Source organism: Longimonas sp., from assembly GCF_046498435.1.
In the GTDB taxonomy this organism is placed as follows: Bacteria; Bacteroidota; Rhodothermia; order Rhodothermales; family Salinibacteraceae; genus Longimonas.
In genome coordinates this window covers 1-15,414 of sequence record NZ_JAWOAR010000012.1, presented here as the reverse complement: position 1 = coordinate 15,414, position 15,414 = coordinate 1, and the positions used below count along the sequence as shown (strand labels likewise).

Annotated in this window: 12 protein-coding genes; 7 read left to right on the top strand and 5 right to left on the bottom strand. The window is 60.4% G+C overall.

What is annotated here, in order from left to right:
- Positions 1 to 262 precede the first annotated feature (262 nt).
- Entirely contained in the window at positions 263 to 1,945 is a 1,683-nt protein-coding gene (locus tag R6U20_RS00560; RefSeq protein ID WP_410335922.1) for an ATP-binding protein, read from the bottom strand.
- A gap of 314 nt (positions 1,946 to 2,259) precedes the next feature.
- Positions 2,260 to 4,236 carry an AMP-binding protein gene (locus tag R6U20_RS00555; RefSeq protein WP_410335921.1) on the bottom strand — a complete coding sequence of 659 codons (1,977 nt, stop codon included), beginning with the start codon at positions 4,234 to 4,236 and terminating at the stop codon, positions 2,260 to 2,262.
- Between the two features lie 467 nt (positions 4,237 to 4,703).
- Between R6U20_RS00555 and ftsH the strand changes: the two genes are divergently transcribed.
- From ftsH to R6U20_RS00535, 4 genes are all read left to right on the top strand, one after another.
- Complete coding sequence (gene ftsH, locus R6U20_RS00550) at positions 4,704 to 6,710, top strand: ATP-dependent zinc metalloprotease FtsH (RefSeq protein WP_410335923.1); 2,007 nt, start codon at positions 4,704 to 4,706, stop codon at positions 6,708 to 6,710.
- A 507-nt stretch (positions 6,711 to 7,217) separates the two neighbouring features.
- Positions 7,218 to 7,646: a peptide-methionine (R)-S-oxide reductase MsrB gene (msrB, locus tag R6U20_RS00545; RefSeq protein WP_410335920.1), complete on the top strand. Its 429-nt coding sequence runs from the start codon at positions 7,218 to 7,220 to the stop codon at positions 7,644 to 7,646.
- Positions 7,647 to 7,816: 170 nt separating this feature from the next.
- A complete protein-coding gene (deoC, locus tag R6U20_RS00540) occupies positions 7,817 to 8,653 on the top strand; it encodes a deoxyribose-phosphate aldolase (RefSeq protein WP_410335919.1) in 837 nt (278 codons plus the stop codon).
- 185 nt (positions 8,654 to 8,838) lie between these two features.
- On the top strand, positions 8,839 to 9,399 hold the full coding sequence (locus R6U20_RS00535) for an SPOR domain-containing protein (RefSeq protein ID WP_410335918.1): 561 nt from the start codon (positions 8,839 to 8,841) through the stop codon (positions 9,397 to 9,399).
- Positions 9,400 to 9,432: 33 nt separating this feature from the next.
- On the opposite strand, the gene R6U20_RS00530 is transcribed toward R6U20_RS00535, so the two are convergent.
- Positions 9,433 to 10,836 (bottom strand): pyridoxal phosphate-dependent decarboxylase family protein, encoded by a 1,404-nt coding sequence (locus R6U20_RS00530; protein ID WP_410335917.1) that lies wholly within the window; start codon positions 10,834 to 10,836, stop codon positions 9,433 to 9,435.
- Positions 10,837 to 10,967: 131 nt separating this feature from the next.
- Here R6U20_RS00530 and R6U20_RS00525 point away from each other — a divergent pair, with 131 nt between their 5' ends.
- On the top strand, positions 10,968 to 11,456 hold the full coding sequence (locus R6U20_RS00525; protein WP_410335916.1) for a MarR family winged helix-turn-helix transcriptional regulator: 489 nt from the start codon (positions 10,968 to 10,970) through the stop codon (positions 11,454 to 11,456).
- 153 nt (positions 11,457 to 11,609) lie between these two features.
- The gene (locus R6U20_RS00520) at positions 11,610 to 11,969 is read left to right on the top strand and encodes a nuclear transport factor 2 family protein (RefSeq protein WP_410335915.1); all 360 of its coding nucleotides are present in this window, start codon (positions 11,610 to 11,612) and stop codon (positions 11,967 to 11,969) included.
- 274 nt (positions 11,970 to 12,243) lie between these two features.
- Here the strand turns inward: R6U20_RS00520 and R6U20_RS00515 are convergent, their stop codons facing one another.
- The gene (locus R6U20_RS00515; protein ID WP_410335914.1) at positions 12,244 to 13,218 is read right to left on the bottom strand and encodes an NAD-dependent epimerase/dehydratase family protein; all 975 of its coding nucleotides are present in this window, start codon (positions 13,216 to 13,218) and stop codon (positions 12,244 to 12,246) included.
- A gap of 51 nt (positions 13,219 to 13,269) precedes the next feature.
- Positions 13,270 to 13,980, bottom strand: a complete 711-nt coding sequence (locus R6U20_RS00510) for a phosphoadenylyl-sulfate reductase (protein WP_410335913.1) — start codon at positions 13,978 to 13,980, stop codon at positions 13,270 to 13,272.
- Between the two features lie 565 nt (positions 13,981 to 14,545).
- Here R6U20_RS00510 and R6U20_RS00505 point away from each other — a divergent pair.
- Positions 14,546 to 15,229 (top strand): alpha/beta hydrolase, encoded by a 684-nt coding sequence (locus R6U20_RS00505; protein ID WP_410335912.1) that lies wholly within the window; start codon positions 14,546 to 14,548, stop codon positions 15,227 to 15,229.
- Positions 15,230 to 15,414 lie beyond the last annotated feature (185 nt).

Genomic DNA, 15,414 nt, shown 5'->3' with positions numbered 1-15,414 from the left:
AGTCCGCAGACGATCTGGGATCCATCTCCTGATGGATGGATGCGTTCAGCAATCACGTAGAGCTCAACCACTCCCAAATAGCGTTAGGGGAATGCGAAGGGCAGGGCCCGTTGCGTGCTCACCATGACAGGCTCCGTTGGGGGATGATGCCCGGGCAACCATCAAAATGAGGGTTGAAAGAGCACTACCTCGTGATGACGATCCGGTAGCCGGAGACTCAAAGCAAAGTCGGTACCTCCGATAGATGCGTTGAGGCACGCGCTCACGCTCCCAAGTGCCGGTTCACCATCTCGATGAGGGCACCGGCTTCGAACGGCTTGGCGAGGTAGTCGTCGAAGCCCTGATTGAGGAGCTTGTCGTGATCGCCGGGCATGGCTACGGCAGTGACGGCTACGGCGGGCGTGTTGGCATGACGCTTCATCCCGCGCAACCGTCGCAGCGCATCCACACCACTTCCCCCCGATCCCAGATTGATGTCAATGAGGAAAAGGTCGAAGTCTTCGTTCTGGGCACGCTGCACGGCATCCGATGCGTTAAGCGATACGGAAAGGTCAACCTGATCTCCCAGCAGGTTTTTGATAAGAAAAACGGTATTGTCGTTGTCCTCAACCAGGTGGATGTGTGCGTTGCGAGCGTCGATGGGACACGTGCCAGGGGCCTCCTGGGCAGGTTCCTCATGCCCGTTAGCACGCGGGAGAGCAATCGTAAACGTGCTGCCCACATCGATCACGGAATCGACGGTGATGATGCCGTTCATAGCTTCCACAAGCTGCTTCGTGATGGCCAGGCCCAGCCCCGAGCCGTCAAACTCGCGCGTCAGGCCGTCCGATTCCTGGCTGAAGCTCTCAAATAAGAACGGTTTGAACGTTTCGCTGATGCCTACGCCAGTGTCCTCCACATCCACGGCCACATAGGGCACGCCGTCGTGGGTGGTGGTGTACACCCGCACCTCGACGCGCCCGGAATCCGTAAACTTAACAGCGTTGGAGATGAGGTTCTGCAGGGCGCTGTTGAGCGCTCCGGCATCGAGCTGCGCGACCGCGTCGCGGGCATCGGGCGTGACGTGGAAGTCCAGCGAGAGGTTGTTCTCCTCGGCATTGCTGCGGAAGAGCTCGGTCACCTCCAGCGCCACGTCGACCACGGTGGCCGGTTCCAGCTCCATATCCATCGAGCCGGCTTCGATGCGCGCCAGCGTAAGGAGCGACGACAGCGTGTCCATGAGGCGGCTACCCGCCGCTTTGATGCGGGAAATGTGCTCCTCGAACGTGTCGTCGGTGCTCTTGGCGCGGATCACGTCGGCCAGGCCCAGAATGGCGGTGAGCGGAGTGCGAATTTCGTGGCTCATGTTAGCCAGAAACACGGACTTGGCGCGATTGGCGGCCTCGGCGCGCTCTTTGGCATGCTCCAGCTCGTCGCGCTGCTCCTTGAGGGTGCTCGTGCGCTGCTCCACGCGCCGTTCCAGCGATTGGTTGAGCTCCACGCGCTCGGTGATGTCGTTCTGCACGCCCACAAAGTAGCGCACGTCGCCGTTGTCATCTTCGATGGGCGTGAGGTAAAGTTCATTCCAAAACATCTCGCCCGACTTCCGATAGTTGCGCAGCACGACGCGTGCATACCGGCCTTTTCGGACGGCCTCGCGAATCGCGCGTACAGCGGCCTGGTCGTTGTCCATGGTGCCGTCGGGGTTCCGCTGCAAGAAGCGGCAGTTGCGACCCAGAATCTCATCTTCGTCGTATCCGGTAAGCGCTTTGAACCCCTGGTTCACGTAGATGATGGGGTTATCGGGCTGTCGCATGTCGGTAACGACTACCGAGTTGTTGGCCGCCTCAATGGTGCGCTGAAGCAGGTCCTTGACTTCGGCATCGGAGCGCGGCACGTCGATGCGTTGGTACGAGGGGCGCGGCTGGCCGTCGTTGGGATTGCGGTCGGAAGGGACATTGGTCATAAGCAGATCGCACGGCCAGGCGGCGCGCAGGCGTGATGGGCGTGATGGGCGTGATAAGGGCGTCCAGTGAACAGAAGGCGCGAAAGCATTGGGGGCAACCCAGGCTGGGTCAGATGGGCACGCCAGCTATGTGAGCTATGTGTATGCCTGCCATCTGGATACCTCCTGCTCGCTTTTGTTATTCACGAGCAGCCCTACGCGCTACCTGAGCAGTGGATGCTTGCAGCAGATGCCATGCAGCAGTTGTATATCAAATGTTACGAATACACACCGCGGCATGACAGAGTCACAGCCTGCGTGACGCCTGCGCGCTGCTACCACGCGTTTTCGATTGCGCGTACGGTGGCCGGATCCTCCAGGCTGCTAGTGTCGCCGAGTGGCTCGTCGAGATACGCGGCGCGGATGACACGTCGCATGACCTTGGCGTTTCGCGTTTTGGGCAGCGCCGTGCAGAACTGAATCGCCTCCGGCTTTAAGGGCTTGCCGAGAGCGTCGATAATGCGCTCCATCAGCGCGGCGCGCAGCGACTCGTCGGCTTTGTCGACATGCTGCGGCACGGCAAAGACGATTACAGCTTGCCCTTTCACCTCGTGGGGGATGCCCACGGCGGCGCTTTCGGCAATATCGGGATGCGCGTTCACGAGGGCCTCGACTTCGGCAGGGCCCAGGCGTTTGCCCGCCACGTTGATTGTGTCGTCGGAGCGGCCCAGGATGTACCAGAGGCCGTCTTCGTCGATAGCCGCAAAGTCGCCATGCACCCAGATGTCCTCGAAGCGGCGCCAGTAGGCGTTCAGGTAGCGCTCCTCGCCATCCCAGAAGCTGCGCGTCATGCCAATCCAGGGCTTCCGGATCACCAGTTCGCCGACCTCGCCCTGTACCGGGTCGCCGGTGGCGTCCACGACATCGGCATCCATACCGGGTACGGGACCGCTGAAGGCACACGGCTTGAGGGGCTGCAAGAAGTTGCCGCACAGGATGCCGCCCGAGATTTCGGTGCCGCCGCTGTAGTTGAGAATCGGTTTCTCGCCGTTCAGGACCGTTTCAAAGCACCACATCCACGACTCCGGATCCCACGGACTCCCCGTGGATCCCACTGCACGCAGTCCCGACAGGTCGTGCTTGTTGACGGGCTCGGGGCCGTGGGTCTTGAGCGCGCGGATGAGTGTGGGCGAGATGCCAAGATGGGTGACGTCGTGGTCCTCGACCAGTTGCCAGAGGCGGTCGGGGCCGGGATAGTCGGGGGCGCCGTCGTAAAGCACCATGGTGGCGCCGATGGTGAGCGTGCCAAAGACGAGCCAGGGCCCCATCATCCAGCCCATGTCGCTCATCCAGTACATGGTTTCGCCGGGCTTTAAGTCCATGCAATGGTACATGTCCTGGGCACCCTTGATGGGAAAGCCGCAGTGCGTGTGTACGGCCCCTTTCGGCGCGCCGGTGGTGCCGCTCGTGTAGATGAGCATGACCGGATCCTCGGCGTCGGTGCGTTCGGTGCGGGCTTTGTCGGACTGCGACGGCACCACCTCGTCCCAGAACACATCGCGCTCGTTGTGCATGGGGGTGTCGCTCCGCCCGGCGTGCTGCGTGACGATGACGTGCTCGACGGAGGGGCATTCCTGGAGGGCTTCATCCGCCGTTTCTTTCATGCGAATGAGTTTGTCGCGGCGGTGGAAGCCATCGGCCGTGAAGAGCGCTTTGGCGCTGGCTCCCTGCAACCGGGTGATAATGGCGCCCGGTCCGTATCCGCTAAAGAGCGGACAGATAATGGCACCGATTTTGGCGATGGCCAGGAATGCGATGACGGTTTCGGGCGTCATGGGCATGTAGAGGCCAATGGCATCGCCTTTGCCCAGGCCACGCTCGCGCAGCATGTTGGCGCAGCGGTTGGTGGCGGCGTGGAGTTCCGCGTAGGTATACGTGCGGGTGGATCCGTCTTCGCCTTCCCAGCGCAGGGCGTCTTGCGTGGCGCGGGGCGTGTCTTGCCAGCGATCGAGCAGGTTGTGCACGATGTTCATGGAGCCGCCCACGCACCACTTGGGAAACTGCGGGGCGCGTTCCAGATCCACGATGGTATCGTACGGCGTGTAGAACTCGATATCCAGGTCGTCGAGCACCGCCTGCCAGAACCAGCCGACATCGTTGGCGGCCTGTGTGTGGAGCGCATCGAGCGAGGCAATGCCCTGCGCATCCATAAACTGCTGAAGATTAGAGGCGGCGACCACCTCGGGGTCGGGGGTCCACACGACCTCTTGCTGAAACGGAAACGAATCGGCGGAAGCGCTTTCAGTTGCCATAAGCACAAATGGAATGCGTGAATGGAACGGTGAACTGCGCCGGGCTGCTACAGCCGAGCGTGTGGGCCAAGCGCATCAGGTATGATACAAGGAAGCAGCGACCATAACAAGCAACCGATAAACGCGCCCAGGCTCTCGGGGGCTGCATCACTGAACGCACGCCCCTCTTGGTGCTTTGCCGTGCAACTGCAACACGAGCGTAACGGGCGGAGGTGGCATGTCAAGAATTGGGCATGAATCCAACTTGCCGGGGCTCGGGGAGACACTTTCGACAGATACGCGTGTATGGGAGATCCGAGACGACGATTCGTCTGTTTCCGTCGCCGTCTACCTTCACTTGACGCACTCACTCCAACGTGGCTGAACAGGATTCTTCATCCCCGCGCAACGGCGCTGACTCTAACCGTTCCCAAAAGGGGAAATCGCCAGACAAAGAACGTAAACGCGACAACGAGAGCGGCTCGCCCTTGGGCTCGGTCGTCTTCATTGTGGCGATTGGGCTCGGGTTGCTCCTGGCCTGGAGCTACTTTGGGGGCGGACGCGCCATGGGCCCCGAGGTGAGTTACAGCGAGTTTCGCACGCAGCTCCGTGCCGACAACGTAGAACGCGTTGAGGTGGTCGGCGATGAGATGAGCGGAACGCTGAAAGAGAACGCCACACGGGTTACTGCCCAGGGCGACTCGACGCAGTACCAGGAGTTTGTAACCTACCTGCCGTCGTTTGGCGATGACCGGCTCATGGAAGAGATGGAAGAGGCCGGGGTTGAAGTTACCGCACAGCCCGAAAGCGAATTTCCGTGGGGGCTGGTCATCATTGGACTGCTGCCCATTGTTATTCTGCTCATCATTGGGTACATCTTCTTGCGGCGCATGCAGTCGCAAGGCCAGGGGCTGTTCTCCGTCCGCAAAAGCAAAGCGAAGCTCTTCGACAAGGGCGAAGAAGACACTACGTTCGATGACGTAGCTGGTGCTGATGGCGCCAAAGAGGAGCTGGAGGAGATCATCAAGTTCCTGAAAAACCCGGAGCACTTCGAAAACCTGGGCGGAAAAGTGCCCAAAGGCGTGCTGATGGTGGGCCCGCCCGGTACCGGGAAAACGCTACTGGCTCGGGCTGTAGCAGGCGAGGCCGACGTTCCGTTCTTTAGCGTGTCGGGATCGGACTTCATGGAGATGTTTGTGGGCGTTGGGGCCTCTCGGGTGCGCGATATGTTCGAGGAGGCCAAGAAAAATGCCCCGGCCATCATCTTTGTTGATGAACTGGATTCGATCGGTCGGCAGCGTGGTGCAGGGGTGGGGGGCGGCCACGACGAGCGGGAGCAGACGCTGAACCAGCTCCTGGCCGAACTCGATGGCTTCGAGAAAACCGAAAGCGTGGTCGTGATGGCGGCGACCAACCGCCCCGACATCCTCGACTCGGCGCTCACGCGTCCGGGGCGCTTCGATCGGCAGATCACGGTGCCGCTGCCCACCCGCGAAGCACGGCGCGACATTCTGAAAATCCACGCCAAAAATAAGCCGTTCGACGACGACGTGGACCTGGATACGATTGCGTCGAGCACACCCGGATTCAGCGGAGCCGATCTGGAGAACCTGCTTAACGAGGCTGCGCTCTTGGCCGGACGTTATGAGCGCAAGGCCATCACCAACGCGGATATCGAGGAGGCACGCGACAAGGTCATCATGGGACTTCGTCGCGAAGGTGTTGTCCTTGACGACGAAGAGCGCCGCCTGCTGGCTTACCACGAGGCGGGGCATGCTATCGTCGCTGCTGCGCTGCCCAATGCCGACCCGGTGCACAAGGTGACCATCGTACCACGCGGGCAGGCCATGGGCGTTACGCAACAGATGCCCGATAAAGAAAAGTACCTGTATCGCCGCGAATACCTGCTCGATCGTATGGCGGTTATCATGGGCGGTCGTGCCGCCGAGGAAATGATCTTCGACACCGCAACCAGCGGAGCCGAAAACGACCTGAAGCAGGTCCGCAAAATGGCTCGCAAAATGGTGCTCGATTGGGGCATGGGCGAGCGCTTCAAACACATTGCGCTGGGGGATGAGCAGGGCAACGTCTTCCTGGGCGAAGAACTCTCGCGCGGACGCGACTATAGCGATGAAACAGCTCGCGAGGTGGATGACGAAGTGCGTCAGATCACCGAAAATGCCTTCCGGCGAGCTGTAGAAACGCTCACCGGGCATCGCGATGCGTTTGATAAGCTGGCCGACTTGCTGATTGAGCGCGAGGAAGTGCCTGGCAAAGATGTGCTTGCACTGCTGAACGGCGATGCAGTCACAAACGGCACCGCAAAAGTAGCCGAAGATGTGTCTGTAACGGGCGCTGAAACATCTACTGATCCCAAGACTGACGCGCCGGCTGCCGATGCCCCGCCGGCTTCTAACGGAACGGATGAGGAAGAGGCCCCCGGCGACGCGAGCGCCGACCCCGCACCGAAAGACACTTCTGAACGCTCGTCGTAACAGGGGCTCCATCACGCACTGCTATAAGCACGCACTGCTGACAGACGCTACGCTCTCCTTGCACTGTGCAGGGAGGGCGGTTTTGATGTCAGTGTTCATATCCTCGATAGTGTTGTGTCAACCCTGAATGGACAGCACTTCGAGGAAGACGCGTTCGGGACGCGTACACATTGCTCAACATAATACCATCTGCGCTGAATCATCATACAGGTGTTTGCAATCGGTGAGCGACGAAACTCGCCTTAATGTCGCCGGGGACGCAAGCGGCCTCCAACCTAACGTGTACATCGAAGTCTCGCACCTGGTATAAGAATGATGCGTACAAGTAGTTGCGCGGTTGGAGCCCTCCAGTTGGGTCCGGTGGCGCCTGCTAAAACGAGTGCAATCGTCGAAACACAACAGGATGCTTAATCCAAATGTAACAGGACACGCTGATCAGGGAACGCCGGTTTCCTCTCTTCGTGGATAAAGATGCACGTACTATTCACTTTGCCACATCTCAACGGTATGGGTACATCAGTATCAAAACGCGCGTGGAAAGAGAAGCTCACTCCTGAGCAGTATAAGATTGCCCGAGAAGGGGGTACGGAGCCCGCCTTCACCGGCGAGTACTGGAATCACGACGGCGACGGTGTCTACCGATGCGTATGCTGCGGTGCCACACTGTTCGATTCGTCAACCAAGTATAAATCTGGATCGGGGTGGCCCAGCTTTTGGGACGTGATCGACGAGGGACGTGTAGAGCTGCGCGAGGATCGAAGCCTGGGAATGCGCCGCATTGAGGTGACGTGTGCCTCGTGTGATGCGCACCTGGGCCATGTCTTTAACGATGGTCCTGATCCTACGGGCAAGCGCTACTGCATCAATTCAGCCTCGATCGACTTTTCTGAGGCGGGAGAGGACGAGGAGCGTGCAGACGCGAAGGAGGATGCGTAACTGGGATCTTCAAACCGCAACATGGGGGTATGCCATAAATGTTCGTTTGCTGTTATATTTCCGATGGAAAGCAGCACCAGAGCGGAGGATTGCTTGCAGGAGTGTAAACGCTTCCAGATATTGCAGGATGCTTTACGCATTTGTTTCTGCTGACTTACCGCCACCAGCTTATGGCTCTGCCCACCTCCCAATCAATCATTGAAGCGATTCTTGCCTGGGATGCGACGAACGATACACGCAGTACCTACCTTGCTCCAACGATCGACCGATTGCAGGCAACTTCAACACCTGGGTTAAGTGGGCCCACGCCGCCTCCAGACCTGACGCCAGGAGAGATTGCACAGCTTATCGATCACACCCAACTAACTCCCACGGCGGGCGAGGCCGACTATACGCAGTGTTTTGCGGAAGCCCGGGAGTATCGTTTCGCGTCAGTGTGTGTACCCACCGCGTATGTCCCAGCTGCCACGAAGGCCCTGGCAGACACGAAAGTAACCGTCTGTACCGTTGTTGGCTTCCCACTCGGGCACAGTCATCCTGAGGTGAAGGCGAACGAAGCGCAGTGGGCCTTGCAACACGGTGCCAGTGAGATCGACATGGTTGTGCATGTGGGTGCGGTGAAGGCGCACAACTGGGGCCGCGTAGAGCGCGACATTCGCGCTGTCGTGGAGGCCCTTCGTTCCGAGCCGGGCGACCCGATTCTGAAAGTAATTCTGGAAACAGCGCTCCTTACCGATGCCGAAAAGGCCGTTACGTGCTTTGTCGCCGATCGCGCCGGGGCCGACTTCGTGAAAACCTCTACGGGATTTAGTTCTGGAGGCGCCACCGTTGCAGATGTCGCGCTGATGCGCCATATTGTGGGGGCCGATCTGGGGGTAAAAGCCTCGGGAGGCGTTGGGTCGGCTGCTGATGTGGCTGAGATGGTGGCCCACGGCGCTACACGCATTGGAGCCAGCGGCTCGGTTGGTATCATGGAAGGAGTAGCCGATCCTAAAGCAGCCTACTGATAACGAGCAAGCGACCTCAGAGCTTTGCGGGTCCTCCCAGGGCGCTTTTCGTGCTGTCCTCAACCTACGAATACACAAGCGGCTGCCTTACCCAGTCTGAAAGACCTATTCGTGGAGCTGCTCCTCCGCGCACTGAACGTGCCCGGGGTCCGCAGCCTGTGACAATCATCAACCATTTTTGAGACATGAAATTGCTCAGGAAGCTGCTCCTCCTCCCCGTTGTCCTGCTATTTGTGGTAGGCTGTACGGGTCCGCAATCATCTACCTCGCAGCCGGCGGGCGGTCTCGACGAGGACGAGGGGGAGTCTGGAGCGCGTGCGGCTGACGTGTCGGTGGCTCCGTATGAAACGTTTGATGCCAGCCAGTTCGAAGAGCGCCCGCCGGAAGTTACCACCACCTCCGTGGAGCACAGCGTGCCGCAACAACTTCTGGAGGTTCGGGCCGACCAAGGCGTTGAGCAGGTCGTTGATGGGTTTCAGATCCAGGTGTATTCGTCTATCGATCGTTCGGAAGCCGAGGAGGTGCGCCAAGACGTGCAGGAGTGGTGGGAGGAAGAGCGGGGGGACGATACAGAAGACTTGTTTCCCCACGGGCTGCCCATCAACATCGAGTTTGGACAGCCCTACTACCGCGTACGAATTGGGGCATTTGCCAATCGAGAACAGGCTACCGAAGCACTTGCGTTTGTGCGCGACACATTCGAAGATGCATTTCTGGCACGCGTGCAAGTAACCGTCACGCGGTAGCGGAATACGCGCGGCTTGAGGGGGCGCAATTCATCAGGTCTGAGTGGCCTCAACAGCCGTCTGCACGCGCTCGTGGAGCGTACCCACGTAGGCCTCGTGCGTGGGCTTCATCAGTACGCTGCGCAAAATGGTAACGGTATCTGTGGTCGCAGTGTACGTGGGGTGATGCGTGGTGAATTGCGTGCTGGGCACGGAATACAGGCTCAGGTACACCGGCTCCTCTTGGTGCATGGCGTGGTCGAAGATCCGCTGGCTGCGGGCGCTTACAGCCTCGGTATGATGGACGGAGGGGGCCGGAAAGAACGTCACGATGTCGGTTTCGGGTTCGGTGTATACGGTCAGCGCCTCTTCTTTGTGAAGGCGCGCCGTCCACGATCGGGCCGCCGACAGGCACGCGCTCACGATAGGTCCTAGCCCTTCGTCTTCAGCGAGCGGAACGGCTTGCAGGGTACACCACAGCGCGCCCGCCGCTGCACCGGCGCGTGAGCATTCCAGGCTAATCTCGCCCAGGTGCAGGTCGTCAGAAGTGAAATACGTGTAGGGCGAGTCGTGTGCGTAGAAGCGCCCCACGGCCGGATCGCGAAAGAGCACCGCGCCGCATCCGTACGGCTGCAGGCCATGCTTGTGCGGGTCGATTACGATCGAGTCGGCCTCGGAAAGCGCGTCGAAGGCGGCCTTGGTGTTGTGCGATAGCGGCGGTGCGGTAGCCAGCCGGAAGAAGCCGCCGTAAGCTGCATCCACATGCACGCGTACGCCATGATGGCGGCAGATGGGGAGAATCGTGTGAAGCGGATCGACGACGCCGAGTCCGGTGGTGCCCAGCGTGCAGACAATGGTGCCAATGGACCCGTCGGCCAGGGTGGCGTTGAGCGCCTCGGGGTCGATGCGGCCCCAGTCGTCGGTGGGCAGTGGCGCGGTATCGGCGCGGAGGACGTGGCTCATGCGGCTATGCGTGTAATGCGCGCTGGAGGCAACACCAATCGCCTGGTCGGGATGGGATTCGCGGGCTACGAAGAGCGCCTCCAGGTTTGCGATGGTACCGCCCGAGGTGAGGTGCCCCAATGCATCCCCCGGAAACCCCAGCATGCGCCGAAGGGCACCGACAGCCTCTTTCTCCATTGCGCTGGTGGGCGGACCGCCGTCTAAGGCGTGGTTGTTTGGGTTGATGAACTGGGCGGCCCAGTAGCCCAGAATGGCGGCCGGATGCGGGGGCTTCAGCATCTGCCCGGCATAGCTTGGGTGAAAGAACGGGTAGTTGCCCGTCGTCAGGCGGTCGAGGTAGCTCGTAAGCGCCGATTCGAGCGCATCGACATCGCATCCAACAAACGGAGCCGCCGTGTTTGAGTCCACGGGAGCATCGGCGTGCTGATCTTGCCACTCGGACAGATGAGTGCAAAGACGATTAACGAGCGGGAGCAGCGTGCGGGGGTCGTACATGGGAGCAGCGAGATCGGGCGAGAAAACAACGAGTTTGCGATAATGGGGAGAACGTGGTACGTATTACGAAACGCCACCTTGCTCTACTCGTCATGTAGATACGTAGTCGCTCCGTTATCACTGAATACACAATGGGACGTATACTCGCAAACCGCATCCAGCAAACCAAGCCGTTCGATGGCCCCGCCCACGAGGCGATGCTTAACCTGTTCATTGCCGGGGCGCATGTGCGGCGGGCTATTGAACAAGTGTGCCAGTCGTACGACCTGCAGTTTAGCCACTACAACGTGTTGCGCATTCTTCGCGGGGCGCATCCGGAGGGCTACGCACGATGCGACATCATTGACCGGATGCTCGACCCCTCGCCCGATGTAACGCGGCTGATGGACAAGTTGGAAGACCTTGGCTGTGTGGAGCGCCGCCGCAGCGAGGCCGACCGCCGTGTCACGTTGCACTTCATTACGGAAACTGGGGGAGACCTGTTGCAGCGCATGGATCCTGACATTCAGGCGGTCCAAGATAGCTTTGCAGCCAGTGTGAGTGAACGCGACCTGGCCCATCTGAGCCGTATCTGCGAGGGCATTTACTCTAACATGTCTGATCCTGACACCGAGGAGTAGGAAACTCAACCTGTTCAGCAAAGGCAGGTGCCCGCATAGCGAACGCACGAAACGTCATGAGTTCGTTAGATACGTGTTGCAACACATCAATTGAAGGGAGGTATACATCGCTGAATCGATCGAACTCTCCTGTTTCTAAATAACCCCCTGATTATGAGCGACTCCATCCGCGCAAAAGTAGACGACCTCAACGCTCGTATTCTCGAAGGCGATATCCTGGGCGCTTTTGAAGAGTACTATGCCGAAAACATCGTCATGGAAGAAGACGATGTGCGCCGCGAAGGCAAAGAGGAAAACCGTGCGTACGAAGAGCAGTTTGTGAACGGCCTCACGGACTTTCGGGCCGCTGAAGTAAAAGCCGTGGCTGTAAACGAAGAAGATGGCGTGGCATTTGTAGAGTGGTATCTGGACTTCACGCTCGAAGGGATTGGCGACGTAGAGCAGAAGCAGACAGCTGTGCAGTACTGGGAAGATGGCCAGATTGTGCACGAGAAGTTCTACAAGATCGGATAGTGCACAGGCTGTTAGATAAGCCCGAACAGCGCGGCACTGCCGCGTGATGCAAGCTGCCCAGGGTGTTGCCAGTATGGGACATCCAGAGCAGTTTGTGTTCGTCCCCCACGCGTCTCGCCGGTGAACGCTCACCACCTGGCGGGACGCGTTTTTTGTTGGGGGTGGGGGAGCCAAGAAGGGAAGCACTGTACCCCACAGTTCGTCATCCCAGACGTGATTCGGTATCCATCCCCGTGACATACCCGCGACGTGTTTCCCATAGTCCCGTATCGGGTCACAACATCGACCGGGGTTGGAAGGCATCGAGGGTGCCAATGAGTTCGGTCAGTCCATCAGAAAGCGTGTGCTGTGGCGTCCAGTTGAGCACCGCGCGGGCTTTGTCGCCCTGGGCCACCAGATCCACGTGGGTCTGCACATCCTGCTCGGTGTGGCGCACCGGAATCTCGGGACGGGCGCTGCGCACCGCCTCAACCACCGCATTCACCGATGCGTTCTGCCCGACCACGTTGAAGACCACCGGCTCCGCAGGCGACGCCGTGCGCTGGAGCACGCGCTCGATGGCGCAGCTGGCATCGTTCACGTGCACAAAGGCCCGCTGCTGCGCCCCGGTGCCATGCACTGTGAGCGGATGCTTCACACCGGCGAGATACGCAAAGCGGTTGGCAACGGCGTCGAACCGGATGGTTGGAGCCTGGCCGTACACAATGCCCAGCCGCACCGTGGTGGTGCGCAGGTCGTTGCGTCCATGTGCCTGCTGCACGCTATGCTCGGCGCTGCGCTTCGAGTGAGCGTAGGGCCCGACCGGACGACACGGCGCGGTTTCGTCGGGATACGCGTTGGTTTCGCGGGGGCCGTACACCGCCACACTGCTCGTGTAGATGAGATGCGATACGCCCTCGGCCACGCACTCCTCAACCAGCCGGGCGGTGCCCCAGGCATTCACCTGCTCCACCCACGTCGGATTCTGGTAGCCCATGGGGGTGTTCGCAATCGCGGCCAGGTGCACCACCGTATCCACATCCGCAAGCGCAGTCGATACGACAGCCGGGTCCAGAATATCGCCCTCTACCACCTCGTAGGTGCCTGTGTCGGGCATATCCATGAGCGCCCGGTATGCGCTGTTGCCGCTGCTCATGTTGTCTAAGATGCGAATCACGCGGTCTGAGGCGCCGGGGCCGGTGCCCAGATCGCGCACCAGTTGCGAGCCCAGATAGCCGCATCCGCCAGTAACAAGAATGGTTTCAGGCATGGCAATGCGTGGTTCAGGGGGAGGCGAAGCAGCACGCGAGGAGCGCAGGATCTACGCAGATTCCTCGGGATCGGTGTCGAAATGGAGGCCGCACTCGGTTTTCGTATGGTTGGCCCAGCGGCCCGCCCGCGAATCGCCACTCGTAACGGGCTGCGTACACGGCGCACAGCCGATGCTGGCGTAGCCCTGGTCGCCCAGCGGATGCTCCGGCAGATCGTGCTCGGCGCGGTAGCGCTCCACCTGCGCCTCCGTCCACGATGCAATGGGACAAACCTTGTACACATCGTAGCGCTCCACCGAATCGGGACCGGCCAGCACGGGGGTGTCCTGGCGCTGGGCCGTCTGATCGCGCCGGATGCCGGCCACCCAGGCGCTGCGTTCGGCCAGTGCGCGCTGCAAGGGCTTGACCTTGTTAAGGTGACAGCACAGATCGGGATCGCGCCGGTGCAGTTGGCCGTGCTTCTCCTGAAAGCGATCGTGCCCCATCCGTGTCTTCAAGACCTGCAGGTTCAGCCCCAGCTTTTCAACCACGCGATCCCGAAAGCGCAAGGTTTCCGGAAAGTGAAAGCCCGTATCCAGAAACAGCACCGGCAGTTCGGGTACCGTCGTCGCAATGAGATGCAGGAGCGGCAGACTGTGCGTCTGAAACGATGAGGTGGCCGCTGCATCGCTCCCAAACGTATTCCACGTCCACTGCAGCACGTTGGCAGCAGACTGCGTTTCAAGGGTCTCGGCGTGCGAGGCAACGTCAATCGACGGCATACGCGGAGGAACGGGTGGGACAGCTATGACGAACGAGCGCTCCTACGAGAGCGCGTCGGTAAAAGTTTACGGGAGGTGCCGGCCTCCCCCCACCTTGTCATCCTGAACTTGCCTGTCCTTGACCCCGATCAAGGGATTCAGGATCCACGCTGCGGGGTGCAGCAAAGCCCGCAAACTGGTGCTACCGTCCACCCCGAAGGCCAGCCGCCAGACGTGCGGGGCGGGTGCTGGCTCCTGGATCCTGGATCTCCGCTCCGCTCCGTCCAGGATGACGTTCCGGGAGGTGAGCACTACCCCACACTTCAGATCCGCATCGGTAAAAGTTTGCGGTAGGCGAACGCACCTGCGCCTCCGCCCGTATCGATGCAGTGAATGCGACATAGCCCCGTTGGAGGCTGCATCTAAATGTGCACCAGAACTTGGCACCGACGGTCCCCCGTCGGTGCCAGGGCATCGGACGCACCTGCGTCCGACCCGCAGCGTACGGAGGCTAATCTCACAACCTTACACAGGCAGCATCCAGCCGCGAACGATACGTTTCTTCCCTACTATCCCAACACGCGACATGCCGACCCCTGCTCACGACCGCGACCCCCACGGCACCACCGATACCGTACAAGCAGGCATGTCCCTCGACGAGGCGACTGCCGCCGTTGTGTTTATCCACGGACGCGGAGCCACGGCGGCGAGCATTCTGCGCTTGATTGAGCCGCTGGCTCCCGAAGGCATGGCGCTGATTGCCCCACAGGCCCACCGTCGCACGTGGTATCCGCAATCGTTTCTGGCACCGCTTCAGGCCAATGAGCCAGGGCTGTCGTCGGGACTGCGGCGCATCGGGGCGATCTTCGATACGTTGCGCGCCCACGACATTCCGGCGGAGCGGGTGGTGCTGGGCGGCTTTTCGCAGGGCGCGTGCCTCTCGACCGAGTACGCGGCGCGCCATCCTGCGCGTTACGGCGCCATCGTGGGGCTGAGTGGCGGACTCATTGGCACCGGCGAGAAGCCAGACCACGAGTCGCCGCACGACAAGATGTTCAACTACACGGGCGATATGGAAGGCACCCCCGTCTTTCTGGGATGCAGCGATCGCGACCCGCACATCCCCAAGGCCCGCGTGGATGCCACCGCCCACGTGTTAGCAGACCTGAATGGGGCTGTGGACAAGCGCATCTACGAGAGCATGGGTCATATCGTCAACAACGACGAGCGCGAGGCCGTGCAACAGCTCCTGCAGGCGGTGGTGGCGTAGGCCGTATGCAGTGTCGCGGTGTAGGAGACAACGTGCCAATAGGCAGAAACTTGCACATAAAAGCAAGACCGGATATATTGACAGCAGGGATAAAACCCACAGTACACGACAAAACCTGAGCGAGTCTTCACAGAACCGGCATTCCCACGCCCCCGGCATGTCATCCCGAGCGCAGCCGAGGGATC

What these genes read in the sequence shown, in the direction of transcription:
- deoC (WP_410335919.1), top strand. Translation starts at nt 7,817, where the DNA reads ATGGCTCTGCCCACCTCCCAATCAATCATTGAAGCGATTCTTGCCTGG.
- R6U20_RS00560 (WP_410335922.1), bottom strand. Translation starts at nt 1,945, where the DNA reads ATGACCAATGTCCCTTCCGACCGCAATCCCAACGACGGCCAGCCGCGC.
- R6U20_RS00520 (WP_410335915.1), top strand. Translation starts at nt 11,610, where the DNA reads ATGAGCGACTCCATCCGCGCAAAAGTAGACGACCTCAACGCTCGTATT.
- R6U20_RS00510 (WP_410335913.1), bottom strand. Translation starts at nt 13,980, where the DNA reads ATGCCGTCGATTGACGTTGCCTCGCACGCCGAGACCCTTGAAACGCAG.
- msrB (WP_410335920.1), top strand. Translation starts at nt 7,218, where the DNA reads ATGGGTACATCAGTATCAAAACGCGCGTGGAAAGAGAAGCTCACTCCT.
- R6U20_RS00530 (WP_410335917.1), bottom strand. Translation starts at nt 10,836, where the DNA reads ATGTACGACCCCCGCACGCTGCTCCCGCTCGTTAATCGTCTTTGCACT.
- R6U20_RS00535 (WP_410335918.1), top strand. Translation starts at nt 8,839, where the DNA reads ATGAAATTGCTCAGGAAGCTGCTCCTCCTCCCCGTTGTCCTGCTATTT.
- R6U20_RS00515 (WP_410335914.1), bottom strand. Translation starts at nt 13,218, where the DNA reads ATGCCTGAAACCATTCTTGTTACTGGCGGATGCGGCTATCTGGGCTCG.
- R6U20_RS00525 (WP_410335916.1), top strand. Translation starts at nt 10,968, where the DNA reads ATGGGACGTATACTCGCAAACCGCATCCAGCAAACCAAGCCGTTCGAT.
- R6U20_RS00505 (WP_410335912.1), top strand. Translation starts at nt 14,546, where the DNA reads ATGCCGACCCCTGCTCACGACCGCGACCCCCACGGCACCACCGATACC.
- R6U20_RS00555 (WP_410335921.1), bottom strand. Translation starts at nt 4,236, where the DNA reads ATGGCAACTGAAAGCGCTTCCGCCGATTCGTTTCCGTTTCAGCAAGAG.